At 57.2% G+C, this 22,813-nt stretch carries 26 protein-coding genes and 1 pseudogene; 22 read left to right on the top strand and 5 right to left on the bottom strand.

Annotated elements, in window-relative coordinates:
- The first annotated feature begins 131 nt into the window (after positions 1 to 131).
- The 15 genes from rpsH (at position 132) to bfr (ending at position 9,331) form a co-directional block, all read left to right on the top strand.
- Entirely contained in the window at positions 132 to 524 is a 393-nt protein-coding gene (gene rpsH, locus AB4N82_RS13160; RefSeq protein ID WP_010566853.1) for a 30S ribosomal protein S8, read from the top strand.
- Between the two features lie 12 nt (positions 525 to 536).
- Positions 537 to 1,070, top strand: coding sequence for a 50S ribosomal protein L6 (gene rplF / locus AB4N82_RS13165; protein ID WP_003176412.1), 534 nt, complete (start codon positions 537 to 539; stop codon positions 1,068 to 1,070).
- Positions 1,071 to 1,080: 10 nt separating this feature from the next.
- Positions 1,081 to 1,431, top strand: coding sequence for a 50S ribosomal protein L18 (gene rplR, locus AB4N82_RS13170; protein WP_003176410.1), 351 nt, complete (start codon positions 1,081 to 1,083; stop codon positions 1,429 to 1,431).
- A 3-nt stretch (positions 1,432 to 1,434) separates the two neighbouring features.
- Entirely contained in the window at positions 1,435 to 1,935 is a 501-nt protein-coding gene (gene rpsE / locus AB4N82_RS13175) for a 30S ribosomal protein S5 (RefSeq protein ID WP_003176409.1), read from the top strand.
- A gap of 2 nt (positions 1,936 to 1,937) precedes the next feature.
- Complete coding sequence (rpmD, locus tag AB4N82_RS13180) at positions 1,938 to 2,114, top strand: 50S ribosomal protein L30 (RefSeq protein WP_003176408.1); 177 nt, start codon at positions 1,938 to 1,940, stop codon at positions 2,112 to 2,114.
- A gap of 3 nt (positions 2,115 to 2,117) precedes the next feature.
- Complete coding sequence (gene rplO, locus AB4N82_RS13185) at positions 2,118 to 2,555, top strand: 50S ribosomal protein L15 (RefSeq protein WP_003176407.1); 438 nt, start codon at positions 2,118 to 2,120, stop codon at positions 2,553 to 2,555.
- Entirely contained in the window at positions 2,556 to 3,884 is a 1,329-nt protein-coding gene (secY, locus tag AB4N82_RS13190) for a preprotein translocase subunit SecY (RefSeq protein ID WP_017736663.1), read from the top strand. It begins immediately after the preceding gene.
- Positions 3,885 to 3,911: 27 nt separating this feature from the next.
- Positions 3,912 to 4,028, top strand: a complete 117-nt coding sequence (gene rpmJ / locus AB4N82_RS13195) for a 50S ribosomal protein L36 (protein WP_002555468.1) — start codon at positions 3,912 to 3,914, stop codon at positions 4,026 to 4,028.
- A 129-nt stretch (positions 4,029 to 4,157) separates the two neighbouring features.
- Positions 4,158 to 4,514, top strand: coding sequence for a 30S ribosomal protein S13 (rpsM, locus tag AB4N82_RS13200; protein WP_003210063.1), 357 nt, complete (start codon positions 4,158 to 4,160; stop codon positions 4,512 to 4,514).
- A gap of 30 nt (positions 4,515 to 4,544) precedes the next feature.
- Positions 4,545 to 4,934 (top strand): 30S ribosomal protein S11, encoded by a 390-nt coding sequence (gene rpsK / locus AB4N82_RS13205; RefSeq protein WP_002555466.1) that lies wholly within the window; start codon positions 4,545 to 4,547, stop codon positions 4,932 to 4,934.
- Positions 4,935 to 4,952: 18 nt separating this feature from the next.
- Positions 4,953 to 5,573 carry a 30S ribosomal protein S4 gene (rpsD, locus tag AB4N82_RS13210; protein ID WP_003176404.1) on the top strand — a complete coding sequence of 207 codons (621 nt, stop codon included), beginning with the start codon at positions 4,953 to 4,955 and terminating at the stop codon, positions 5,571 to 5,573.
- Positions 5,574 to 5,595: 22 nt separating this feature from the next.
- The gene (locus AB4N82_RS13215; RefSeq protein WP_003176403.1) at positions 5,596 to 6,597 is read left to right on the top strand and encodes a DNA-directed RNA polymerase subunit alpha; all 1,002 of its coding nucleotides are present in this window, start codon (positions 5,596 to 5,598) and stop codon (positions 6,595 to 6,597) included.
- Positions 6,598 to 6,638: 41 nt separating this feature from the next.
- A complete protein-coding gene (gene rplQ, locus AB4N82_RS13220) occupies positions 6,639 to 7,025 on the top strand; it encodes a 50S ribosomal protein L17 (protein WP_003176402.1) in 387 nt (128 codons plus the stop codon).
- A 237-nt stretch (positions 7,026 to 7,262) separates the two neighbouring features.
- Positions 7,263 to 8,711, top strand: a complete 1,449-nt coding sequence (locus AB4N82_RS13225; protein ID WP_460105022.1) for a catalase — start codon at positions 7,263 to 7,265, stop codon at positions 8,709 to 8,711.
- Between the two features lie 155 nt (positions 8,712 to 8,866).
- A complete protein-coding gene (bfr, locus tag AB4N82_RS13230; RefSeq protein WP_032884537.1) occupies positions 8,867 to 9,331 on the top strand; it encodes a bacterioferritin in 465 nt (154 codons plus the stop codon).
- 63 nt (positions 9,332 to 9,394) lie between these two features.
- Here the strand turns inward: bfr and uvrA are convergent, their stop codons facing one another.
- A complete protein-coding gene (gene uvrA / locus AB4N82_RS13235; RefSeq protein WP_032884538.1) occupies positions 9,395 to 12,229 on the bottom strand; it encodes an excinuclease ABC subunit UvrA in 2,835 nt (944 codons plus the stop codon).
- Between the two features lie 178 nt (positions 12,230 to 12,407).
- On the opposite strand from uvrA, the gene AB4N82_RS13240 reads away from it, so the two are divergent.
- From AB4N82_RS13240 to tam, 4 genes are all read left to right on the top strand, one after another.
- Positions 12,408 to 13,802, top strand: a complete 1,395-nt coding sequence (locus tag AB4N82_RS13240; protein WP_095186176.1) for an MFS transporter — start codon at positions 12,408 to 12,410, stop codon at positions 13,800 to 13,802.
- 9 nt (positions 13,803 to 13,811) lie between these two features.
- Positions 13,812 to 14,327: a single-stranded DNA-binding protein gene (locus AB4N82_RS13245; RefSeq protein WP_003232445.1), complete on the top strand. Its 516-nt coding sequence runs from the start codon at positions 13,812 to 13,814 to the stop codon at positions 14,325 to 14,327.
- Positions 14,328 to 14,449: 122 nt separating this feature from the next.
- Positions 14,450 to 15,256 (top strand): hypothetical protein, encoded by an 807-nt coding sequence (locus AB4N82_RS13250; protein ID WP_163034912.1) that lies wholly within the window; start codon positions 14,450 to 14,452, stop codon positions 15,254 to 15,256.
- An 89-nt stretch (positions 15,257 to 15,345) separates the two neighbouring features.
- Complete coding sequence (gene tam / locus AB4N82_RS13255; protein WP_095186178.1) at positions 15,346 to 16,107, top strand: trans-aconitate 2-methyltransferase; 762 nt, start codon at positions 15,346 to 15,348, stop codon at positions 16,105 to 16,107.
- Between the two features lie 20 nt (positions 16,108 to 16,127).
- On the opposite strand, the gene AB4N82_RS13260 is transcribed toward tam, so the two are convergent.
- Positions 16,128 to 16,691 (bottom strand): cysteine hydrolase family protein, encoded by a 564-nt coding sequence (locus AB4N82_RS13260; protein WP_032884542.1) that lies wholly within the window; start codon positions 16,689 to 16,691, stop codon positions 16,128 to 16,130.
- A gap of 97 nt (positions 16,692 to 16,788) precedes the next feature.
- On the opposite strand from AB4N82_RS13260, the gene AB4N82_RS13265 reads away from it, so the two are divergent.
- From AB4N82_RS13265 to AB4N82_RS13275, 3 genes and pseudogenes are all read left to right on the top strand, one after another.
- Entirely contained in the window at positions 16,789 to 17,748 is a 960-nt protein-coding gene (locus AB4N82_RS13265) for a GlxA family transcriptional regulator (protein ID WP_095186179.1), read from the top strand.
- 171 nt (positions 17,749 to 17,919) lie between these two features.
- Positions 17,920 to 19,028 (top strand): annotated as a pseudogene (locus AB4N82_RS13270) (DUF3182 family protein).
- A complete protein-coding gene (locus tag AB4N82_RS13275; protein ID WP_032884545.1) occupies positions 19,018 to 19,773 on the top strand; it encodes an alpha/beta hydrolase family protein in 756 nt (251 codons plus the stop codon). The pseudogene AB4N82_RS13270 and the gene AB4N82_RS13275 overlap by 11 nt, the downstream one beginning before the upstream one ends.
- 5 nt (positions 19,774 to 19,778) lie before the next feature.
- On the opposite strand, the gene AB4N82_RS13280 is transcribed toward AB4N82_RS13275, so the two are convergent.
- From AB4N82_RS13280 to AB4N82_RS13290, 3 genes are read right to left on the bottom strand one after another with little or no spacing between them, the layout of a single operon-like run.
- On the bottom strand, positions 19,779 to 20,723 hold the full coding sequence (locus AB4N82_RS13280; RefSeq protein WP_122765265.1) for a lysylphosphatidylglycerol synthase domain-containing protein: 945 nt from the start codon (positions 20,721 to 20,723) through the stop codon (positions 19,779 to 19,781).
- Positions 20,713 to 21,981, bottom strand: coding sequence for a cardiolipin synthase ClsB (clsB, locus tag AB4N82_RS13285; protein WP_032884547.1), 1,269 nt, complete (start codon positions 21,979 to 21,981; stop codon positions 20,713 to 20,715). Before clsB ends, AB4N82_RS13280 begins: the two co-directional genes overlap by 11 nt.
- Positions 21,978 to 22,757, bottom strand: coding sequence for an endonuclease/exonuclease/phosphatase family protein (locus AB4N82_RS13290; protein ID WP_032884548.1), 780 nt, complete (start codon positions 22,755 to 22,757; stop codon positions 21,978 to 21,980). The genes clsB and AB4N82_RS13290 overlap by 4 nt, the downstream gene beginning before the upstream one ends.
- Positions 22,758 to 22,813: the final 56 nt, after the last annotated feature.

Raw genomic sequence — 22,813 nt, forward strand, 5'->3', positions numbered from 1 at the left:
GGGGCTTGTTTCATTTCCGGAGTGTGTCTAAAATACGCGGCTCGCCTGAGCCCGTGTTTTTTACGCTCGGAGATTCTCGGCGACATATGTAGCCGCAAGGCTAATTTTTTTGTATTAGGAGCGTCTAGCCCATGAGTATGCAGGACCCGTTAGCGGACATGCTAACTCGTATCCGTAATGCCCAGATGGCTGAAAAGTCCGTCGTAAGCATGCCATCTTCCAAGTTGAAGGTAGCTGTTGCCAAAGTCCTGAAAGACGAAGGCTACATTGCGGGTTATCAGATCAGCAGCGAAACCAAGCCACTGCTGTCCATCGAGCTGAAGTACTTCGAAGGCCGTTCGGTCATCGAGGAAGTGAAGCGCGTTAGCCGTCCAGGCCTGCGTCAGTACAAGTCCGCTGAAGATCTGCCGAAAGTTCGTGGCGGTCTTGGCGTGTCTATCGTCTCCACCAACAAAGGTGTGATGACGGATCGTGCTGCGCGCGCTGCCGGTGTCGGCGGCGAAGTTCTTTGCACTGTGTTCTAAGGGGGGATAAGCATGTCTCGCGTCGCTAAGAACCCCGTTAAGCTGCCAGCCGGTGTCGAAGTCAAATTCGCAGGCCAACAGCTTTCGGTGAAGGGTGCCAAGGGCACTCTTGAACTGAACATCCATTCGTCCGTTGAGATCGTTGAAGAAGCTGGTGAGCTGCGTTTCGCTGCTCGCAATGGCGATCAACAAACTCGCGCAATGGCCGGTACCACGCGTGCGTTGGTAAACAACATGGTCCAAGGCGTAAGCCAAGGCTTCGAGCGCAAGCTCCAGCTGGTCGGTGTTGGTTACAAAGCGCAAGCAAAAGGCACGGTTTTGAACCTTGCCCTTGGCTTCTCGCACCCAGTGGATTACGAACTGCCGGAAGGCATCACCGCTGAGACCCCTAGCCAAACCGATATCCTGATCAAGGGTATTGATAAGCAGCTGGTAGGTCAGGTGGCCGCTGAGATCCGCGACTTCCGTCCACCAGAGCCTTACAAAGGCAAAGGTGTGCGCTACGCGGACGAAGTCGTCCGTCGTAAAGAAGCCAAGAAGAAGTAGGGCATAGCAAATGACCGACAAAAAAGTTACTCGACTGCGTCGCGCTCGCAAAGCACGCCTGAAAATGCACGAACTCGAAGTCGTGCGTCTCTGCGTGTACCGCTCGTCGCAGCACATCTACGCCCAGGTCATCTCGGCCGACGGCAACCAAGTCCTGGCAAGCGCCTCGACTTTGGATAAAGAACTGCGTGATGGTGCCACTGGCAACATCGACGCGGCCACTAAGGTTGGCCAGCTGGTCGCTACGCGTGCTAAGGCCGCGGGCGTCTCGCAAGTGGCTTTCGACCGCTCTGGCTTCAAGTACCACGGCCGCGTGAAAGCGCTGGCTGATGCTGCTCGTGAAGCTGGGCTGGAGTTCTAAGTTATGTCAAATAACGACCAAAAGCGCGACGAAGGCTACATTGAGAAGCTGGTTCAAGTTAACCGCGTAGCTAAAACCGTTAAAGGCGGCCGTATCTTCACTTTCACTGCGTTGACCGTGGTAGGTGATGGTAAAGGGCGCGTTGGCTTCGGCCGTGGCAAGTCACGTGAAGTGCCTGCTGCGATCCAGAAGGCAATGGAAGCTGCTCGTCGCAACATGATCCAAGTTGATTTGAACGGTACCACTCTGCAGTACGCAATGAAGTCCGCCCATGGCGCTTCGAAGGTGTACATGCAGCCTGCCTCTGAAGGTACCGGTATCATCGCTGGCGGCGCTATGCGTGCTGTCCTCGAAGTTGCTGGTGTTCAGAACGTTCTGGCCAAGTGCTACGGCTCGACTAACCCTGTAAACGTGGTTCACGCCACTTTCAAAGGTTTGAAAGCCATGCAATCTCCTGAGTCCATCGCTGCTAAGCGTGGTCTGACTGTCAAGGAGATCTTCTGATCATGGCTACCGTTAAAGTAACGCTGATCAAAAGCATGACCGGCCGCATTCCTAACCACAAACTGTGTGTTAAAGGTTTGGGTCTGCGTCGCATCGGTCACACTGTAGAAGTCCAGGATACTCCCGAGAATCGCGGGATGATCAATAAGGCTTACTACATGCTGCGTGTAGAGGGTTAATCGATGAAACTCAATGATCTGAGTCCAGCGCCGGGCTCCCGTCGCGAAAAGCATCGTCCGGGCCGTGGTATCGGTAGCGGTTTGGGTAAGACTGGTGGCCGTGGTCACAAAGGTCAAACCTCCCGCTCCGGTGGCACCATTGCTCCAGGCTTTGAAGGCGGTCAACAGCCGCTGCATCGTCGCCTGCCTAAGTTCGGTTTCGTATCCCTGAAAGCTATGGATCGCGCAGAAGTGCGTCTGTCCGAGCTGGCTAAAGTGGAAGGCGACATCGTTACTGTGCAGACCCTGAAAGATGCCAACGTGATCAACGTCAACGTACAGCGTGTGAAAATCATGCTGTCCGGTGAAGTGACTCGCGCTGTCACTATCGGCAAGGGAATCGGCGCCACCAAAGGTGCGCGTTCGGCTATCGAAGCAGCTGGCGGCAAGTTCGAGGAATAAATGGCTAAGCAAGGTGCTCTCTCAGCGCTCGGCAAAGGCGGTATGTCTGAACTTTGGGCTCGTCTGCGTTTTCTGTTCCTGGCGATTATCGTCTACCGAATAGGCGCACACATCCCGGTTCCAGGTATCAACCCGGACCGACTCGCAGACCTGTTTCGACAGAATGAGGGGACCATTCTTAGCTTGTTCAATATGTTTTCCGGCGGCGCGCTGGAACGGATGAGCATCTTTGCACTGGGGATCATGCCGTATATCTCGGCATCGATCATCATGCAGTTGATGACCGCCGTCAGCCCGCAGCTGGAGCAGTTGAAGAAGGAAGGTGAAGCTGGCCGTCGCAAGATTAGCCAGTACACCCGCTACGGCACTGTTGCCCTCGCTCTGGTTCAGGCTATCGGCATGTCCGTTGGCCTGGCTGGGCAGGGCGTTGCGTTCACTGGTGACTTTGGCTTCCATTTCGTCGCGGTATCCACATTTGTGGCTGGTGCGATGTTCATGATGTGGCTGGGTGAGCAGATTACTGAGCGCGGTGTTGGTAACGGTATCTCGATGTTGATTTTCGCAGGTATCGTCGCCGGTCTTCCGAGAGCGATTGGGCAGTCTTTCGAGTCTGCACGTCAGGGTGATATCAATATCTTCGCCCTAGTTGCTATCGGTTTGCTGGCAGTAGCGATTATCGGTTTTGTGGTGTTCATTGAGCGTGGCCAGCGTCGTATTGCTGTTCACTACGCCAAGCGTCAGCAGGGCCGTAAGGTCTTTGCTGCGCAGACTAGCCACTTGCCGCTGAAAGTGAATATGGCCGGTGTTATTCCGGCAATTTTCGCGAGCAGCATTTTGCTGTTTCCGGCTTCGTTGGGTACCTGGTTTGGCCAGTCTGAAAATATGGGCTGGCTGCAGGACCTATCTCAGTCGATCGCTCCTGGTCAGCCGTTGAATATTCTGCTGTTTAGTGCAGGGATTATTTTCTTCTGCTTCTTCTATACGGCGTTGATGTTCAATCCGAAAGACGTAGCGGAAAACCTGAAGAAGTCCGGTGCCTTTATTCCGGGTATCCGTCCAGGTGAGCAGTCTGCGCGCTACATTGATGGCGTTCTGACTCGTTTGACCCTGTTCGGTGCTCTATATATGACGGCCGTCTGCCTGTTGCCCCAGTTCCTTGTGGTTGCAGCAAACGTTCCGTTCTACCTTGGCGGGACCTCGTTGCTGATCGTGGTCGTGGTTGTGATGGACTTCATGTCCCAAGTACAATCGCACCTCGTTTCGCACCAGTACGAATCCCTGATGAAGAAAGCCAACCTGAAGGGTTACGGCAGCGGCATGTTGCGCTGAGTACCCATAAGGTTCGAGGAGTTGGTGATGAAAGTTCGTGCATCGGTGAAAAAGCTGTGCCGTAACTGCAAGATTATTCGCCGCGAAGGTGTTGTTCGAGTAATTTGCAGCGCGGAACCGCGTCACAAACAGCGCCAAGGCTGAGTGTGATCCGCTTGAAGCCCGGCAGCTAGTGCGCTGCCGGGTTGATTATTTGTTATTACAGCGATATTATCTCGCGCCCTATTTCTTGGCTTCCGGGGCGTAGGTAGCTGTCAATTGGAGTCCCACTGAATGGCCCGTATTGCAGGCGTTAACATTCCAGATAACAAGCACACTGTTATCTCGCTGACCTACATCTATGGTGTTGGTCGCACTACTGCGCAGAAAATTTGCGCAGACACTGGGGTAAACCCAGCCGCTAAGATCAAGGATCTGAGCGACGAGCAGATTGAGCTGTTGCGTGGCGAAGTGGCGAAGTTCACCACTGAAGGTGACCTGCGTCGCGAAATCAACATGAAAATCAAGCGTTTGATGGACCTCGGTTGCTACCGTGGTCTGCGTCATCGTCGTGGTCTTCCAGTACGCGGTCAGCGTACCAAGACTAACGCGCGTACCCGTAAAGGTCCGCGTAAGCCGATCCGCAAGTAATCGCCCACGCGAATCGACAGGAAATTAATCATGGCAAAACCTGCTGCTCGTCCTCGTAAAAAAGTTAAAAAGACAGTGGTTGATGGCATCGCCCACATCCATGCATCTTTTAACAACACAATCGTGACCATCACCGACCGTCAAGGTAACGCGCTTTCTTGGGCTACCTCCGGTGGTTCGGGTTTCCGCGGTTCCCGCAAGTCCACCCCGTTTGCTGCTCAAGTAGCTGCTGAACGTGCTGGTCAAGCTGCGCTGGAATATGGCCTGAAAAACCTCGACGTTAACGTCAAAGGTCCAGGTCCAGGTCGTGAGTCTGCTGTCCGTGCTTTGAACGGCTGTGGCTATAAGATCGCCAGCATCACCGACGTGACGCCAATCCCGCACAACGGGTGCCGTCCGCCGAAGAAGCGCCGCGTGTAATCCAGGAGATTGTAAAGAATGGCTCGTTACATTGGTCCAAAATGCAAACTCGCTCGTCGCGAAGGCACCGATCTCTTCCTGAAGAGCGGCGTGCGCGCGATCGAATCGAAGTGCAACATTGAAGCAGCACCTGGTATCCACGGCCAACGCCGCGGTCGCCAGTCCGATTACGGCACCCAACTGCGTGAAAAGCAGAAGGTTCGTCGTATCTACGGCGTTCTCGAGCGTCAGTTCAGCGGCTACTACAAAGAAGCTGCTGGCAAGAAAGGTGCAACTGGTGAAAACCTGCTGCAACTGCTCGAATGCCGTCTGGACAACGTTGTATACCGTATGGGCTTTGGTTCGACTCGTGCCGAATCCCGTCAGCTGGTATCGCACAAGTCGATCAGCGTTAACGGTCAGACCGTAAACGTTCCGTCTTATCAGGTTCGTGCTGGTGACGTGGTCGCAGTTCGCGAGAAAGCAAAAAACCAACTTCGCATTGTCCAAGCTCTCGATCTGTGTGCCCAACGTGGCCGCGTAGAATGGGTAGAAGTAGACACTGAGAAGAAGTCGGGCGTTTTCAAGAACGTTCCTGCTCGCAGTGATCTGTCCGCCGACATCAACGAAAGCCTGATTGTCGAGCTCTACTCCAAGTAAGGGCTAGAAAATAGGTGCATCCATGCAGATTTCGGTAAATGAGTTCCTGACACCCCGCCACATTGATGTGCAGGTTGTCAGTCCAACCCGCGCCAAGATCACACTCGAGCCTCTCGAGCGTGGTTTTGGCCACACCCTGGGCAACGCGCTGCGCCGCATCCTGTTGTCCTCAATGCCCGGCTGTGCAGTAGTCGAGGCCGAGATTGACGGTGTGCTCCACGAGTACAGCGCCATCGAAGGTGTACAGGAAGACGTAATTGAAATCCTGTTGAACCTTAAAGGTCTGGCTATCAAGCTGCACGGCCGTGACGAAGTTACGCTGACCTTGTCGAAGAAGGGTTCGGGGGTGGTTACCGCTGCCGATATTCAGCTGGATCATGATGTCGAGATCGTTAATCCCGATCACGTAATCGCTAACCTGGCGTCTAACGGCGCCCTGAACATGAAGCTCACTGTAGCTCGTGGTCGTGGTTATGAACCGGCCGACTCGCGTCAGAGCGATGAAGACGAAAGCCGCAGCATTGGTCGCTTGCAGCTCGACTCTTCGTTCAGCCCGGTTCGCCGTATCGCATACGTGGTGGAAAACGCCCGTGTCGAACAGCGTACTAACCTGGACAAGCTGGTTATTGATCTGGAAACCAACGGTACTCTGGATCCTGAAGAGGCTATCCGCCGCGCTGCAACCATTCTGCAACAGCAGTTGGCTGCGTTCGTCGACCTCAAAGGTGACAGCGAACCAGTGGTAATCGAGCAGGAAGACGAGATCGATCCGATCCTGCTTCGCCCGGTTGACGATCTGGAACTGACTGTACGTTCGGCTAACTGCCTTAAGGCGGAAAACATTTACTACATCGGCGACCTGATTCAGCGTACCGAAGTAGAACTGTTGAAGACTCCGAACCTGGGCAAGAAATCCTTGACTGAAATCAAGGACGTTCTGGCCTCCCGCGGTCTGTCCCTCGGCATGCGCCTCGACAACTGGCCGCCTGCAAGTCTTAAGAAGGACGACAAGGCGACTGCCTGATCGTCGTAATCACCGAACGTGAGTTTGGTAAGGAATGAACCATGCGTCATCGTAAAAGTGGTCGTCACCTGAGCCGTACCAGCTCGCACCGCAAGGCCATGTTTCAAAACATGGCGGTGTCGCTGTTCGAGCACGAGCTGATCAAAACTACACTGCCGAAAGCTAAAGAACTGCGTCGCGTTGCTGAGCCGCTGATTACTTTGGCTAAGACAGACAGCCTGGCTAACCGCCGTCTGGCTTTCGACCGTACTCGTTCGAAAGCTATCGTTGGTAAGCTCTTCAACGACCTGGGCAAGCGTTACGCTACCCGTGAGGGTGGCTACCTGCGCATCCTCAAGTGCGGTTTCCGCGCTGGTGACAACGCGCCTATGGCGTACGTTGAGTTGGTTGATCGTGCTACTGCCGGCGAAGCTGTAAGCGCCGAGTAAGACGACAAGCTGTAACAAAGAACCGGGCCTAGTGCCCGGTTTTTTGTGCGCGTAACGAAAGCGCGATTTGTACAAGTTTTCGGGGTAGGGGCTTGGCACTATGCGGTTGAGGTTGTTGGTAGTAATTTTCTATTGATGCGTGAAATTTAATGAATTTGTACGTGTCATGTTGCTGATCAATAATCCTCCCAAGCCGATTAGCCGGCAGTTCTAAGTCCGACCTGAGGAAAATTGAGCATGAGCCAGAATAAAATCCTTACTACCGCCAGCGGTGCTCCCGTTGCAGATAACCAGAATTCCCGTTCTGCTGGCCCGCGTGGCCCGCTGTTGCTCGACGATTTCCATCTGATCGAGAAGCTCGCTCACTTCAACCGTGAAAACATTCCTGAGCGCCGCGTACACGCCAAAGGGTCGGGTGCCTACGGAACGTTTACAGTCACCCAAGACATCACTCAGTACACAAGCGCCAAGCTGTTTGAATCTGTGGGTAAGCAGACCCCGACCTTCCTGCGCTTCTCAACTGTGGGAGGTGAGCGTGGTTCTGCTGATACTGAGCGCGACCCACGTGGTTTTGCCTTGAAGTTCTACACTGAGGAAGGCAACTGGGACATCGTGGGGAACAACACTCCGGTGTTCTTCATTCGCGACCCGCTGAAATTCCCTGACTTCATTCACACTCAGAAGCGTCTGCCGCACAGCAACCTCAAAAGCGCACAGATGATGTGGGACTTTTGGTCGCACTCCCCTGAGGCGCTGCACCAAGTGACCATCTTGTTTTCGGACCGTGGCATTCCAGACGGCTACCGTCACATGCACGGCTTTGGCAGCCACACTTACAGCCTGATCAATGCTAATGGTGAGCGTCACTGGGTGAAATGGCACTACAAAACCAAGCAGGGGATCAAGAATCTGGCTCCAGCCGATGCTGCACGCTTGGCCGGTACCGACCCCGATTACGCCCAGCGTGATCTGTTCGGTGCGATCGAGCGCGGTGATTTCCCGAAATGGCGCGTCTGCATCCAGATCATGACTGAAGCCCAGGCTAACGCTCACTACGAGAATCCTTTCGACGTGACCAAAACCTGGTCGCAGAAGGAATTTCCGTTGATCGAAGTTGGTGAGCTTGAGCTCAATCGCAACCCGCAAAACTACTTTGCTGAAGTTGAGCAGGCAGCATTCGGCCCGAGCAATATGGTCCCAGGTGTTGGCCTGTCCCCAGACCGCATGCTGCAAGGTCGGGTTTTTGCCTACGCTGATGCCCACCGCTACCGTGTTGGCACCAATCACCAGCAGTTGCCGGTAAATGCGCCGCGCAACCCGGTAAATAGCTACCAGCGTGACGGGTCGATGGCTTTCGGCAACAACGGTGGTGCCGCCCCTAACTACGAGCCAAACAGCTACGCCGATGCACCTAAACAAGCTCCGCAGTACGCCGAGCCAGCCTTGGCCCTGAGCGGTGCCGCTGATCGTTACGATCATCGGGAAGACACTGACTACTACAGCCACGCCGGTGCGCTGTTCCGCCTGATGAACGATGATCAGAAAGCCCTGCTCACCGATAACATCGCGGGTGCAATGGCTGGGGTTTCCAATGATGTGGTTCAGCGTCAATTGGCGCACTTCTACAAAGCGGACCCTGCATATGGAGAAGCAATCGCAAAGGCATTGGGTGTATCGCTTAACTGACTCTAAACGATAAGCAGAACCGCCCTCATTTGGGCGGTTTTTGCGTTATTTCCGCTACTTTTCTCCGGAAATCTTCACTTTTATGCCGTTAGTCCCGTGACCTCCGAGTCATCATGGTTCAAACTACAGACTTTCAAGCAGGGAGATGTAGGGCGATGCAAGGTCACCCCGACGTAATCGATTACCTCAACACGTTGCTGACGGGCGAACTGGCAGCTCGTGACCAATATTTCATCCACTCGCGTATGTACGAAGACTGGGGTTTTACCGAACTCTATGAGCGTATCAACCACGAGATGGAAGAAGAGGCACAGCACGCTGACGCGCTGATGCGTCGTATCCTGATGCTCGAAGGCACGCCGCGCATGCGTCCCGATGATCTGGATGTGGGCACCAGCGTACCTGACATGCTCGCAGCCGATCTTCGCCTTGAGTACAAGGTGCGTGCTGCGCTCTGCAAGGGCATCGAGCTCTGCGAGCAGCACAGCGACTTCGTCACGCGGGAAATCCTGCGTGTGCAGTTAAACGACACCGAAGAAGATCACACCTACTGGCTGGAAAAGCAGTTGGGCCTGATCAAGTTGGTAGGGCTGGAGAATTATCTGCAATCGCAGTTCTGATTTCCGGCTACTAAAAAGCCCCTGTCACCGCAAAGTGACAGGGGCTTTTTTATGGGGCATACATCAGGCCCGATCACGCTCCAACAGCGGCTTCAAGTAGTAACCGGTGTGGGACTGCGGCATTTCGGAGACTTGCTCCGGTGTACCTACCGCGATGATCTGGCCACCCTTGGAACCGCCTTCCGGCCCTAGGTCCACCAACCAGTCAGCAGTCTTGATCACATCAAGGTTGTGCTCAATCACGACCACAGTGTTGCCGTGGTCGCGCAATCGGTGAAGCACGTCCAGCAGTTGCTGGATATCTGCGAAGTGAAGGCCCGTGGTCGGTTCATCGAGGATATACAGAGTCTTGCCCGTATCGCGCTTGGACAGCTCGCGAGACAGCTTCACCCGCTGCGCCTCACCCCCGGACAGCGTGGTCGCCGACTGTCCCAGCTTGATATACGACAGGCCTACATCCATCAGTGTTTGCAGCTTGCGCGCCAATGCTGGAACCGCGTCGAAGAACACGCGAGCTTCCTCGATGGTCATCTCCAGGGTTTCGTGGATGTTCTTGCCCTTGTACTTGATCTCTAAGGTTTCGCGGTTATAGCGCTTGCTCTTGCATACGTCGCACGGCACATAAATATCCGGCAGGAAGTGCATCTCCACCTTAATCAGACCATCGCCTTGGCACGCCTCACAGCGCCCGCCCTTGACGTTGAACGAGAACCGGCCAGGACCGTAGCCACGCGAGCGTGACTCCGGAACACCGGCGAACAGCTCGCGAATCGGTGTAAACAGCCCAGTGTAGGTCGCTGGGTTAGAACGCGGCGTGCGGCCAATCGGGCTTTGGTCGATGTCGACGACCTTGTCTAAATGCTCCAGGCCTTTGATGCTGTCATGTGCCGCCGCTTCCAGGGTGGTTGCACCGTTCAGGGCGGTTGCGCTCAGTGGGAACAGGGTGTTGTTGATCAGTGTCGACTTGCCCGATCCAGAAACACCGGTCACGCAGGTCAGCAAGCCCAGCGGAATTTCAAGGTCGACATTACGCAGGTTGTTCCCGCGTGCGCCTTTGAGGTGTAGCGCCATCTTCTTGTTGCGCGGCGTGCGTTTAGCCGGTACCTCAATCTTCACGCGGCCAGACAAGTACTTGCCGGTCAACGAGTCCGGGTGAGCCATGACTTCGGCCGGCGTACCCTCGGCAACAATATGCCCACCATGTACGCCGGCACCTGGGCCAATATCGACCACATAATCCGCCAGGCGAATCGCGTCTTCGTCGTGCTCGACCACGATTACCGTGTTGCCGATATCCCGCAGGTGTTTCAGCGTACCCAGCAGTCGGTCGTTATCCCGTTGGTGCAAACCAATGGAGGGCTCATCAAGGATGTACAAAACGCCTACCAGCCCGGCACCAATCTGGCTGGCCAGGCGAATACGCTGCGCCTCACCGCCGGACAGTGTATCGGCACTGCGATCCAGCGAAAGATAATCCAGGCCCACGTTAACCAGGAACTGCAACCGCTCACGGATTTCCTTGAGGATTTTGTCGGCAATCTCCCCACGGCGTCCTGTCAGCTTGAGGACACCGAAGTATTCACAGGCATCGCCAATCGGCAGATTGGTCACTGCCGGCAGCGTCTTCTCACCCACCCATACATGCCGCGCCTCACGACGCAGGCGAGTGCCACGGCAATCCGGGCAAGGTTGAGTGCTGAGGAATTTCGCCAACTCTTCGCGCACGCTCGCCGATTCGGTCTCGCGGTAGCGCCGCTCCAAGTTCGGCACGATGCCTTCGAACGGGTGGGAGCGCTTGACGATGTCGCCACGGTCGTTCAGGTATTTAAAGTCGACGTTCTGCGAGCCACTGCCATTAAGGATGACCTTCTGCTGATCTGCCGGCAGTTGGTTGAATGGCACTTCAAGGCTGAATTTATAGTGAGACGCCAGTGAACCCAGCATCTGGAAGTAGTAGACATTACGCCTGTCCCAGCCGCGTATCGCCCCCTCCGCCAACGTCAGCTCGCCGTTGACCAGGCGTTTGATGTCGAAGAATTGCTTTACCCCAAGACCATCGCAGGTCGGGCAAGCGCCGGCCGGGTTGTTGAAGGAAAAAAGCTTGGGTTCCAGCTCGCTGATGGCGTGGCCACAGATCGGGCAGGCAAAGCGTGCGGAGAAGATGATCTCTTCACCCGGCTCGTCATCCATCGGCGCCACCAGGGCAATACCGTCCGCCAGTTTCAGCGCGGTTTCGAATGACTCGGCCAGACGCTGCTGCAGGTCGGCGCGCACTTTGAAACGGTCGACCACTACATCGATCGAATGCTTCTTCTGCTTGTCGAGCTTTGGCGCTTCATCCAGCTCATACAGCTTGCCGTTGATGCGTGCGCGTACAAAACCCTGGGCACGCAGCTCTTCGAAAACAGAAAGGTGCTCGCCCTTACGCTCGCGAATCACCGGGGCCAGCAGCATCAGCTTGGCGCCTTCCGGCTGGGCCAGTACCAAGTCGACCATCTGGCTGACGGTCTGGGCTTCCAGCGGAATGTCGTGGTCCGGGCAGCGGGGAATACCTACCCGCGCGTACAGCAGGCGCAGGTAGTCGTAGATTTCGGTGATGGTGCCCACGGTGGAGCGTGGGTTGTGGGAGGTCGACTTCTGTTCGATGGAAATCGCCGGCGACAGACCTTCGATGGTGTCGACGTCAGGCTTTTCCATCATCGACAGGAACTGCCGGGCATAGGCCGACAGCGATTCCACATAGCGGCGCTGACCTTCGGCATACAGCGTGTCGAACGCCAGGGACGATTTGCCCGAGCCGGACAAGCCGGTGATGACAATCAGTTTGTCCCGGGGCAGGGTCAGGTCGATGTTCTTCAGGTTGTGGGTTCTAGCCCCACGAATCAGGATCTTGTCCAAGATGGCCTCGCACGGCGGGCGTAAATAATGCCGGAGTATACGGCTAAAGACTGGATGAATATACACTGTCAAAGTGCCGGGTGCAGCCTTACATGAAAGCTGCGCGGCAAAGCGCCGCATATACCCTCTCAATCGATGGGACTGGTAGAATCGCCGCCGGTTCACACGAGGTTTTTCCATGCACGATCCCCACAGCGAACGCATGAGTAGCGGCGAGACCCGAGCAGCAAGCGGTCTGGCCCTGGTGTTCGCGTTCCGTATGCTTGGCATGTTCATGGTGTTGCCGGTACTGGCGACCTATGGAATGGATCTGGCAGGCGCGACCCCCGCACTGATCGGCCTGGCGATTGGCGCCTATGGCCTGACCCAGGCGATTTTTCAGATCCCCTTTGGGATCATTTCCGACCGCATTGGCCGGCGTCCGGTGATTTACCTCGGGCTGATCGTCTTCGCCCTCGGCAGTGTGCTCGCGGCGCAGTCCGATTCCATCTGGGGTGTGATCGCCGGGCGTATCCTGCAGGGTGCTGGGGCGATTTCCGCTGCGGTGATGGCGCTCCTCTCTGACCTGACCCGCGAACAACACCGCACCAAGGCCATGGCCATGATCGGCATGACCATTGGCCTGTCGTTTGCGGTGGCCATGGTGGTCGGTCCCTTGCTGACTCGTGCTTTCGGCCTGCACGGCTTATTCCTGGCCACCGGCGGCATGGCGTTGTTCGGGATCGTGATCGTGGCCTTTATGGTGCCGCGCTCCACCGGCACGTTGCAGCACCGGGAGTCGGGTGTCGCACGCAAGGCGTTGTTGCCGACGCTCAAGCACCCAGACCTGCTGCGCCTGGATTTAGGTATCTTCGTATTACACGCAATGCTGATGTGCAGCTTCGTCGCCTTGCCCCTGGCCCTGGTGGAAAAAGCCGGGCTGCCCAAGGAGCAGCACTGGTGGGTCTACCTCACTGCTCTGCTGATTTCGTTCTTCGCCATGATTCCGTTCATCATCTACGGCGAGAAGAAACGCAAAATGAAACGAGTTCTCCTGGGTGCCGTCGCGACATTGATGCTCACTGAACTATTCTTCTGGCAGTTCGGCGACAGCCTTCGGGCGCTTGTGATCGGGACGGTGGTGTTTTTTACCGCGTTCAACCTGCTGGAGGCTTCATTGCCTTCGCTGATCAGTAAAGTTTCACCGGCGGGTGGCAAAGGCACGGCCATGGGGGTGTATTCCACCAGCCAGTTCCTTGGCTCGGCGTTGGGCGGCATCATGGGCGGCTGGATGTTCCAGCATGGCGGTTTGTCGGTTGTGTTCCTCGGATGCGCCGGGCTTGCTGCACTTTGGCTGGTCTTTGCTGTTACCATGCGCGAACCTCCCTACGTCACAAGTCTGCGTTTGCCGCTATCGCCTGAGGCGATCCGTGAAAGCGGTCTGGTAGAGCGCCTGAAGGCAGTCGTAGGGGTAACAGATGCAGTCGTGGTCGCTGAAGAGGCGGCCATTTACATCAAATTGGACACCGAATTATTGGATCGCGCGACGCTTGAGCAACTGGTCAATCCAGTGCCGACAGCGCGCCCAGCTTAGGAGAACGTTATGGCCCGTGGGGTTAACAAAGTCATATTGGTCGGTACATGCGGCCAGGATCCCGAAGTTCGCTACTTGCCTAACGGTAACGCCGTGACCAACCTGAGTCTGGCGACCAGCGAACAGTGGACCGACAAGCAAACCGGCCAGAAGGTCGAGAAAACCGAGTGGCACCGTGTGTCGATGTTTGGCAAGGTTGCAGAGATCGCCGGCGAATACCTGCGCAAAGGTTCGCAGGTCTACATCGAAGGCAAACTGCAGACCCGCGAGTGGGAAAAAGACGGCATCAAGCGTTACACCACTGAAATCGTGGTCGACATGCAAGGCACCATGCAACTGCTGGGCGGTCGTCCACAAGGCGATCAACAGGGCCAGGGCGGCATGTCCAACTCGGCACCGCGTCCACAGCAGTCGCGTCCACAGCCAAGCCAGCAGCCACAGCGTGAGTCGCGTCCGGCGCCACAACAGGCCGCTCCGCAACCGGCTCCGGATTTCGATAGCTTTGATGACGATATTCCTTTCTAGGATAACGCTCGGAGCAATCCGTTAAGCTTTCCCGAAAAGCCCCATGAGCCCTGCTCTTGGGGCTTTTTTGTTTGTAGGTTCGCATTGAGAACCGCCGACCCACACAGTCATGGATGAACATCGTGTCGAACACACTGCTGCGCTACGTATTGGCCGTCGTTTTGGCGGCCGGCTGCACCGCGTTACACGCTGAGCCAAAAGCTTCTAAAAACCTGATTGTCGGCCTCTGGGCCATGCAGTCATTGAACGAAGGTCAAACGACCGTGGCTGAGTTCAGGTCCGATGGCCAATTGTTGATGCACGCTTTCGACTGCGTGAAATCAACTCGGGAACCGACGAACGTGGTCGCTTATTCCGTGGCTGACAATGGGGAGGTAATCAACATGATATTACCGACCAAAACCATTGAGCTGAAGGTGCTGACCTTTTCTCCCGAGGCCATGCAGTTCACTTCCCGAACGGATGGCATGGAAATCAGGTACGACCTTGAAAAAGTCGACAGCATCGATTCTGTGTGCCAACGCTACCCTCAGCTCAAGGCCGAGCAGGCCCGGAGTACGCCCTACACTGACAGTGATTTCGTCGCTGCCCCAGCCATTCCCGACCATCCGGGTATGGACCGCTACGTCGGCAAATGGAGCTCCAGTAATTTTGTGATGTATGAAATTACCCGAGATGTGAACGGGGTTTTTTACCTGAGTACGCCCAGTGACAAAAACTGGCATTACCTCTACAACGACGTTCACTGGATAGGCAATGCACTGCATTTCCAACGGTATACCTACTCGGACCATGAACAGGCGTTTCGTCTCCCAAAGCACAAATTACTCACCCCTACCAGTCTTGAACCCATGCTTGACGGCCGGATGCGCGAAGACTTCATCCTCAATGGCGATCCGTACATGAGTTTTCTGAAGCGGATGAAATGACGGCATAGAAGATCTCCGGCCCTGGCATTTGTCCTCATGGGTCACACGATTTAGGCTGTAGCCCCTTCCAAAGAACAAGGAAAGCCGCGATGACCTGGTCTGCCAAGCAGTACACGATGTTCGAGCAACAACGCACCCGTCCGGTCCGTGACTTGGTTGCAGCCATTCCAAATAGTGACGTGAAAACCGCCGTTGACCTGGGTTGCGGCCCTGGCAACTCCACTGAAGTGCTGGCCGAGCGCTTCCCTCAAGCACATGTCATCGGCATGGACAGCTCCGACGATATGTTGATCGACGCCCGCAAACGCCTGCCGGAATTGAGCTTTGAACTGGCCGATATCGGCGCCTGGAGTCCCGCGCAAAAATTCGACGTGATCCTGGCCAACGCTTCGCTGCAATGGGTGCCCAACCACAGCACGCTTTACCCTCATCTGGTCAACCAACTGACGCCCGGCGGCACGCTGGCAGTGCAAACCCCGGACAACCTCGATGAGCCTGCACACCGGCTTGCGCGTGAAGTCGCGGCTGAGGGCCCGTGGTCTGCAAAGCTTGGTACGGTCAAACACAATGAGCGGTACGCGGCGAGCTACTACTACGAGTTGCTGAGCAAGCACTGCGCTGCCGTTGACGTATGGCGCACGACCTACCTGCACCCGTTGGCGGATCACGGGGCTGTGGTGGAGTGGTTCAAGGGCACGGGATTGCGTCCATTCCTTGCGCCTTTGACCGATGGTGAAAAAGCCGCCTTTCTACAGGAATATCAGGCGCGGATTGCCCAGGCGTATCCAGCCCTGGCCGATGGCACCGTGTTACTGCCGTTCCCGCGCCTCTTTATTATCGCGACCCGCTAAAACACCCAGGCAAGCAGCGTTTACGCCGCCGCTGCTTGCGCCTTCAAATACTCCTCCGCCGACACCACGCCCGCATACCCAAACGCCAACGAGGCCATGTACGCGCCATGCACCTGCGCGGCCGGAATCACCTGCCCGTTGAACTCCTGATCGCGGGTGGCGCAGGCATCATGAATCACCGTGACCTTGTAGCCCAGATCCGCTGCGGCCCGCACCACGGCATCGACGCACATATGGCTCATGCTGCCGACCACCACCAGTTCGGTGATGCTGCGTTGTTCCAGCAAGGCGCGCAGATTGGTTTCACGAAACGAGTTCACGAAATGTTTAAGCACCACAGGCTCATTGCTTTCGTTCAGTACCTTTGGATGCAACTGCGCGCCTTGTGACCCAGGCGTGAAGAACGGTGCATCTTCGGACGTGAATTCATGGCGCACATGAATCACCGCATCACCTGCCTGGCGGAACGCCTTGAGCACCTGCGCAGCCTTGTCCGCCGCAGCTTCCACACCATCAAGCGGCCACTTGCCCTGGGGGAAGTAGTCGTTCTGGATATCGATTAGGATGAGCGCTTGCTTGGCCATGGGTTATTGCCTCGTGATGGGTTGATGGGCCCAGTATCTTAGCTGGCGCCGGCGCCGGGGATTGGCTGCACCGACAATAACAGGGGGAAAACTGACAATGGCTGTTGTTGAGCTGGGCGTGTTGATCTACGAAGGGGCGCAATTGGCCGCCGTGCATGGCCTGACCGACCTGTTCGGCGTGGCCAACCGGATTGCGGCCGAGCATCAGTCTGCACAACTGCCGCTGCTGCGTATCAGTCATTGGCAGGTAAGTGCCGATGGCTCGCCGAAAAGGGTATTCGACAGCCACCCAGGCCCCGACCAGCCGATGATGGCCGTGCTGGTGCCCCCGTCGATCGGTGAGTTCACCGAAGAACAAGCGCCGCCTGCGCTGCTGGAGTGGCTTCGTCAGCAGCACGCGACGGGGACCGTACTCGGTGGCGTCTGTATCGGCTCGATCATGCTGGCGCGCAGTGGCTTGCTGGATGGGCGCAGCGCTACTACCCATTGGTCTTCCGCCAAGTCTTTTGCCGCACGTTACCCCTCCGTGCGCCTGGAGGCGGACAAACCTATTGTCGATGACGGCGACCTGATTACCACGGCCGGGCTGATGGCGTGGTCCGAACTGGGCCTGCGTCTGGTTGACCGTCTCATGGGGCCGAGCATCGCTGCCGACACCGCGCGGTTCTTGGTCATCGAACACAGCGACAGCGCCAGCCAGTGCGGCAGTAACTTTGCGCCGATCCTTGGTCATGGCGACGCGGCCATTCTCAAGGTTCAACATTGGTTGCAAGCCAGCGGGGCGGTAGATGTGTCCGTCGCGACCATGGCGCAAGAGGCGGGGTTAGAAGAACGTACTTTCCTGCGGCGCTTTCGCGGCGCCACTGGCTTGAAACCCACCGAATACTGCCAGCACCTGCGTGTGGGCAAGGCGCGGCAGATGTTGGAGTTCACCAACGGCACCATCGACCATATCGCCTGGACCGTGGGCTATCAGGATCCCAGCGCCTTTCGCGCCATTTTCAAGAAAATCACAGGTCTGGCGCCCAGTGATTATCGCAGCCGTTTTGGCGTGTGAATCGTGCAGAACGCCGCGCACTTGACGCCTCGTCGTGCAGAATAAAACAGGCCAAATGCCATCGTTTTTTCAGTAACTGATTGATTTCAAACCGGTCCCGCCCCTCCGTGTTTTGGCCTGATCCCTGCAGCCTTCTTGATACACACATGGCCGGACGGCCAAGGGGGACGCATGACCCCGACACAACGCAAAAAATGGGTGGTCGCTTACTCCACACGAGAGGGCGCACCTCAGCATGAAGTCGACACAAACCTCGCCCTGGCCCGCTGGCTGGCGCAAATTCTGGGGCTTAAATTCGGCGGAAGCTACGATCCGCAAAAACATGCTGGCCGTGAGCTGTATTTACTGCCCACGCAAACCCTTGTTAGCCCGGCGCAGGCCCGCGCCCTTAACGTCAAAGGCCCCGAAGATCTGTGGGGCGGCTATGTCGATCACGACTTCATCTGCACCAAAGCCATCAGCCATGGTTTGTTAAGCCCTGAGGCCAAGGCGCCAGAGGGATGGTCGCCGTTGTTCTGCGAGCGGGTAAAAAAGTCGTGTTGGAAGGCCTCAGTGTATTCGCGCTCGAAGACGCACTGCCCGCTGCCACCCGTTTGCTTAACGACGGGCCCATTCGCCTGAAACCAGTGAACGCCTGCGCTGGACGCGGCCAGGAAGTTATCCACAGCCTCGATGCCTTCAAAGTCGTGCTGGCCCGACCTGAGGCCGTGCAATTGTTCGACGAAGGCGTGGTGTTGGAGCAGGACCTGCATGATGTGGTCACCCATAGCGTGGGCCAGAGTTTTATCGGCGATCACGTGTTCAGTTATTGCGGCGAGCAATACCTGACCGAAGACGGGGAGGGCGAAGGTGTCTATGGCGGATCCGAGCTGCTGGTCGTACCCGGTTATTACGAAGACTTGCTTAAGCTCGATCTGCCCGAGGACGTACGCCTAGCCATCGAGCAAGCGCAGGTCTTCGACACGGCAGCTGATGAAGCCTACCCCGGCTTCTATGCCTCACGGCGCAACTACGACATCGCTCAAGGTTTGGATAACCACGGCCAGCGTCGCAGTGGCGTGCTCGAACAATCCTGGCGCATGGGCGGCGCCAGCAGCGCGGAAGTCGCGGCGCTGCAGAGCTTCATCAACCACCCGGGCCTTAAAGCCATTCATGTGTCCTCGGTAGAAACCTACGTGGACCAAGCGCTGCCGGCGGATGCCATTGAGGTGTACCGCGGCCCCGCGGAAAACAGCGACTTTCTTCTCAAGTACGTGACGGTTAAATCTTATGACGGCTAGAAGTGAAACCATTTCCATCGATATCGACGACGAACAAATGAGCGGCACGTTTCTGAGCCCTAAATCCAAAGTGCCGGGCGTGTTGTTTGTGCACGGCTGGGGCGGTAGCCAAGAGCGGGATCTGGAGCGGGCCAAAGGCATCGCCGGCCTGGGGTGTGTGTGCCTGACCTTCGACCTGCGCGGCCATGCTGGCAACGGTATTCCATTGAACCGCGTCACCCGCGAAGACAATCTGCGGGACCTGCTGGCGGCGTATGACCGGCTGCTTGCCCATCCTGCCATCGACACCTCGGCGGTGGCGGTCGTGGGCACCAGTTATGGCGGCTACCTGGCTGCAATCCTCACTTCGCTGCGCCCGGTACGCTGGCTGGCGCTGCGTGTGCCGGCGTTGTACCGCGATCAGGAATGGCTCAAGCCCAAGCGCGATCTGGATAAGGTCGATTTGATGGATTACCGCAGCACCTTGGTGCATGCCGAGACCAACCGCGCCTTACATGCTTGTGCGGCGTTTACCGGTGATGTGCTGATTGTCGAATCGGAAACCGATGACCATGTGCCCCACGCCACCATCATGAGTTACCGCGCTGCGTGCCAGCAGACCCATTCCCTGACTCACCGCATCATCGATGGCGCTGACCACTCCCTCAGCGATCCGGTGTCCCAACAGGCCTACACCTCGATCCTGGTGGACTGGATCACCGAGATGGTGGTCGGCGAGCGGTTGAGCATCATCCAATCCCAGTAGTGCGTTCAGGCGGGTGTTTTCTTCACCCGCAACGCCTTGGCCTTGGCTTCCACGCCCAAGTACATCACCAGTGCAATCAGCAGCGGGCAGATGAAGTAGATCGCCCGATACGCAATCAACCCCGCCAGCAAACTGCCCCGCGACGCCTCATGCTGTAACAGCCCGATAAACACCGCTTCCAGCACCCCAAGCCCGGCTGGGATATGGGTGACTACGCCGGCAATCGCGCTGATCAACAACACACCCAGTACCAGCGGATAGTCCAACTTGGCGGGCAGCAGGGTAAAAATCACCGCCGCCATCAGCGACCAGTTCAACGCGCCCAACGCCAGTTGCAAGCAGGCCATGCGCAGCGATGGGAGGTTGATCTCGATGCCTCGGATCGACCACGCGCGTTTTTTCGAAAATTGGCAGGCCGCCAGGTAGCCCAGGCTGGCCAACACCAGCAATACACCCACCCCTTGCAGCGCGCCGCTGCTCAGCTTCCAGCCCGGCGGCATGGTCACCAGCCCGCTGCTGAAAACCGCGCCCGCCAGCGCCATGTAGCCAAACCAATTGGTGGCCAGGCTCAGGCCCAGAATCTTGGCGATATTGCCGGTGCTCACGCCCAACCGCGAATACAGCCGATAGCGCATGGCGATGCCGCCGACCCACGCGCTGAGGTTGAGGTTGAACGCGTAGCTGATGATGCCCACCGGCAGAATTTGCTTCCAGCGCAATGGCTGGCGGATGTAGGTGCGGCCGATCAGATCGAAGCAGGCGTAGACGATAAAGCTGCACAGGGTCAACGCGCTTGCTATCAGCAAGGTACGCAGTTTGAAATCACCCAGCGTCTGGACCACCTCGCTCCAGTCGATCCTGCGGGCGAGCAGGGTGAACAGCACGATCAGCAGCAGGAAGAAGGCGATGGTCAGGGGCTTCTTCCAACGCTTGAAACGCTCAGCTTTCATGGCGCTGTTCCTCATGCACGAAGGGTTTCAAGCGCGGTTTGTGCGCAGGCAGCCAACCGGTCAGCGCGGGGAAATGGCGCATCACATGGAACACCAGGAAGCCGACGGTCAATCGCCACAACCACAGGCGTGGCTTGCGGTTTTCCGGCATGGTCTGGCAGTGATTTTTACTGAGCACTTCGAGGCGCTCGTACAGTTGCTGATTAAACGCGCGGTCGCGAATCAACACGTTGGCTTCCAGGTTCAGTGCCAGGCTCAACGGGTCCAAGTTGCTCGAACCTACAGTGCTCCACTCGTCATCCACCAATGCGACTTTGCCGTGCAGCGGACGCTGGCAGTATTCGTGAATCACTACACCGTCTTTGAGCAGGTAGTCGTAGAGCATGCGTGCTGCCAGTTTGGCCAGCAGCACGTCGGGTTGGCCCTGCATGATCAACTGCACATGCACACCGCGGCGCGCGGCGTTGCGGATTTCCCGCAGCAGGCGGTAGCCGGGGAAGAAATACGCGTTGGCGATCACCGCTCGGTGTTGGGCCTTGCTCAGGGCATGGATATACGCTTCTTCGATATCGTCGCGGTGTTGCAGGTTGTCACGGTAAATCAACCGTACCAGGCCGTCGCCGTGCTCGCTCGACCACGCTGAAGGCCGCTGCTGGCGCCGTCGCCACCCGCGCCGCGTGCGCACCTGGCGGCCACTTTGCGCCAAGGCAAAGTGATGCAAGTCTGCCACCGCCGGGCCAATTACCTGTACCGCGTAATCCTGTTTGGCCTCGGGGCCGAAATCCCCCAAGTGATCAGCAGAGAAGTTGATCCCTCCGATAAACCCCACGGTGGCGTCCACCACCACAATCTTGCGGTGCAGGCGGCGGAACCAGTTTGTGCGAATCCCCAGCGTCTTGGACGCCGGATCGAACATCTGCACCGTCACGCCGGCTTCGGCCAGCTCACCGAGAAACCCCGCGCTCAGCTCGCCGCAGCCAAAGCCATCCAGGCTGACAACGACCTTGACCCCACGCTGCGCCGCCTCGATCAGGATACGTTGCAGCTCATGGCCAACCTTGTCCTCGAAAAGGATAAAGGTCTCCAGCAGGATCTCGCGCCGGGCTTGGCGCAGCGCCTCGAATACCTTGGGAAAGTACGCTTCGCCGTTCTCCAGCAACTCGACCTGATTACCGCTTTGCCAGCCGTAATCCAGGTCGCGTGCCTTGGTTTCGTCCGGCGGCTGGTCGGTAGAGATGTGCTCGACCGCAACGTTCATAGCTCAATCTCCACCGACAGCGGCACGTGGTCTGAAAGATGGGACCACGGCCGTGTGGTCAGCACCTGTGGGTTGTGAACCTTCACGTTGCGCACATAAATGCGGTCCAGCGGCAGCAACGGCAGGCGTGCCGGGAAGGTGCGCGCCGGTTTGCCAAGGGTGTGCACGAACACCTCGGTGAGGCCGCTTTGGCTCAAATCGGCCCGCTGGCGCCAGTCGTTGAAATCGCCGGCGACCACCAACGGCGCATCGGCGGGAATCTCGCGGATGCGCTGCTCCAGCAAACGCAATTGCTGCTGGCGATGCACCTCGCGCAAGCCCAGGTGGATACAGATTGCGTGCACTTCCTGCCCGCTGCCCGGCAAGCGCAACACGCAATGCAGCAGGCCACGGTTTTCATGGCCGCTTTGGGAGATGTCGAGGTTGTCGTAGCTCACGATCTGGAATTTCGACAGGAGCGCATTGCCGTGGTCGCCATGGGGATAAACCGCGTTACGCCCGTAAGCGAACTGCGGCCAGATACTGTCGGCCAGAAACTCGTACTGCGGCATGTTCGGCCAGTCGCTGTAGCGCTGCGGATGGCGCTCGTGGGTGCCATGGATTTCCTGCAGGAACACCATGTCTGCGCCCACGCTGCGCACCGCTTCTCGCAGCTCGGGCAGGATGAAGCGTCGGTTCAGGGCGGTGAAGCCCTTGTGGATATTGACCGTCAGCACTGTAAAGCGCGTGATGGCGACGCTGGGGGTAACGGGCACCCAGTCGGGGATCGCAGTCATGTGTATTCCTGTGAAGAGTGGGGCTTGGCTTCATGTAATGGCTGACTGTTGGCGGC

Source organism: Pseudomonas sp. H1_D04 (genome assembly GCF_054683855.1).

Coding starts and splice junctions, on each gene's coding strand:
- rpsD (WP_003176404.1), top strand. CDS start 4,953: ATGGCTCGTTACATTGGTCCAAAATGCAAACTCGCTCGTCGCGAAGGC.
- AB4N82_RS13215 (WP_003176403.1), top strand. CDS start 5,596: ATGCAGATTTCGGTAAATGAGTTCCTGACACCCCGCCACATTGATGTG.
- AB4N82_RS13240 (WP_095186176.1), top strand. CDS start 12,408: ATGCACGATCCCCACAGCGAACGCATGAGTAGCGGCGAGACCCGAGCA.
- rpsH (WP_010566853.1), top strand. CDS start 132: ATGAGTATGCAGGACCCGTTAGCGGACATGCTAACTCGTATCCGTAAT.
- rpmD (WP_003176408.1), top strand. CDS start 1,938: ATGGCTACCGTTAAAGTAACGCTGATCAAAAGCATGACCGGCCGCATT.
- secY (WP_017736663.1), top strand. CDS start 2,556: ATGGCTAAGCAAGGTGCTCTCTCAGCGCTCGGCAAAGGCGGTATGTCT.
- rplQ (WP_003176402.1), top strand. CDS start 6,639: ATGCGTCATCGTAAAAGTGGTCGTCACCTGAGCCGTACCAGCTCGCAC.
- AB4N82_RS13225 (WP_460105022.1), top strand. CDS start 7,263: ATGAGCCAGAATAAAATCCTTACTACCGCCAGCGGTGCTCCCGTTGCA.
- bfr (WP_032884537.1), top strand. CDS start 8,867: ATGCAAGGTCACCCCGACGTAATCGATTACCTCAACACGTTGCTGACG.
- AB4N82_RS13265 (WP_095186179.1), top strand. CDS start 16,789: ATGGCTGTTGTTGAGCTGGGCGTGTTGATCTACGAAGGGGCGCAATTG.
- rplF (WP_003176412.1), top strand. CDS start 537: ATGTCTCGCGTCGCTAAGAACCCCGTTAAGCTGCCAGCCGGTGTCGAA.
- rpsE (WP_003176409.1), top strand. CDS start 1,435: ATGTCAAATAACGACCAAAAGCGCGACGAAGGCTACATTGAGAAGCTG.
- tam (WP_095186178.1), top strand. CDS start 15,346: ATGACCTGGTCTGCCAAGCAGTACACGATGTTCGAGCAACAACGCACC.
- AB4N82_RS13260 (WP_032884542.1), bottom strand. CDS start 16,691: ATGGCCAAGCAAGCGCTCATCCTAATCGATATCCAGAACGACTACTTC.
- AB4N82_RS13280 (WP_122765265.1), bottom strand. CDS start 20,723: ATGAAAGCTGAGCGTTTCAAGCGTTGGAAGAAGCCCCTGACCATCGCC.
- AB4N82_RS13245 (WP_003232445.1), top strand. CDS start 13,812: ATGGCCCGTGGGGTTAACAAAGTCATATTGGTCGGTACATGCGGCCAG.
- rpsM (WP_003210063.1), top strand. CDS start 4,158: ATGGCCCGTATTGCAGGCGTTAACATTCCAGATAACAAGCACACTGTT.
- AB4N82_RS13275 (WP_032884545.1), top strand. CDS start 19,018: ATGACGGCTAGAAGTGAAACCATTTCCATCGATATCGACGACGAACAA.
- rplO (WP_003176407.1), top strand. CDS start 2,118: ATGAAACTCAATGATCTGAGTCCAGCGCCGGGCTCCCGTCGCGAAAAG.
- clsB (WP_032884547.1), bottom strand. CDS start 21,981: ATGAACGTTGCGGTCGAGCACATCTCTACCGACCAGCCGCCGGACGAA.
- rpsK (WP_002555466.1), top strand. CDS start 4,545: ATGGCAAAACCTGCTGCTCGTCCTCGTAAAAAAGTTAAAAAGACAGTG.
- AB4N82_RS13290 (WP_032884548.1), bottom strand. CDS start 22,757: ATGACTGCGATCCCCGACTGGGTGCCCGTTACCCCCAGCGTCGCCATC.
- rplR (WP_003176410.1), top strand. CDS start 1,081: ATGACCGACAAAAAAGTTACTCGACTGCGTCGCGCTCGCAAAGCACGC.
- rpmJ (WP_002555468.1), top strand. CDS start 3,912: ATGAAAGTTCGTGCATCGGTGAAAAAGCTGTGCCGTAACTGCAAGATT.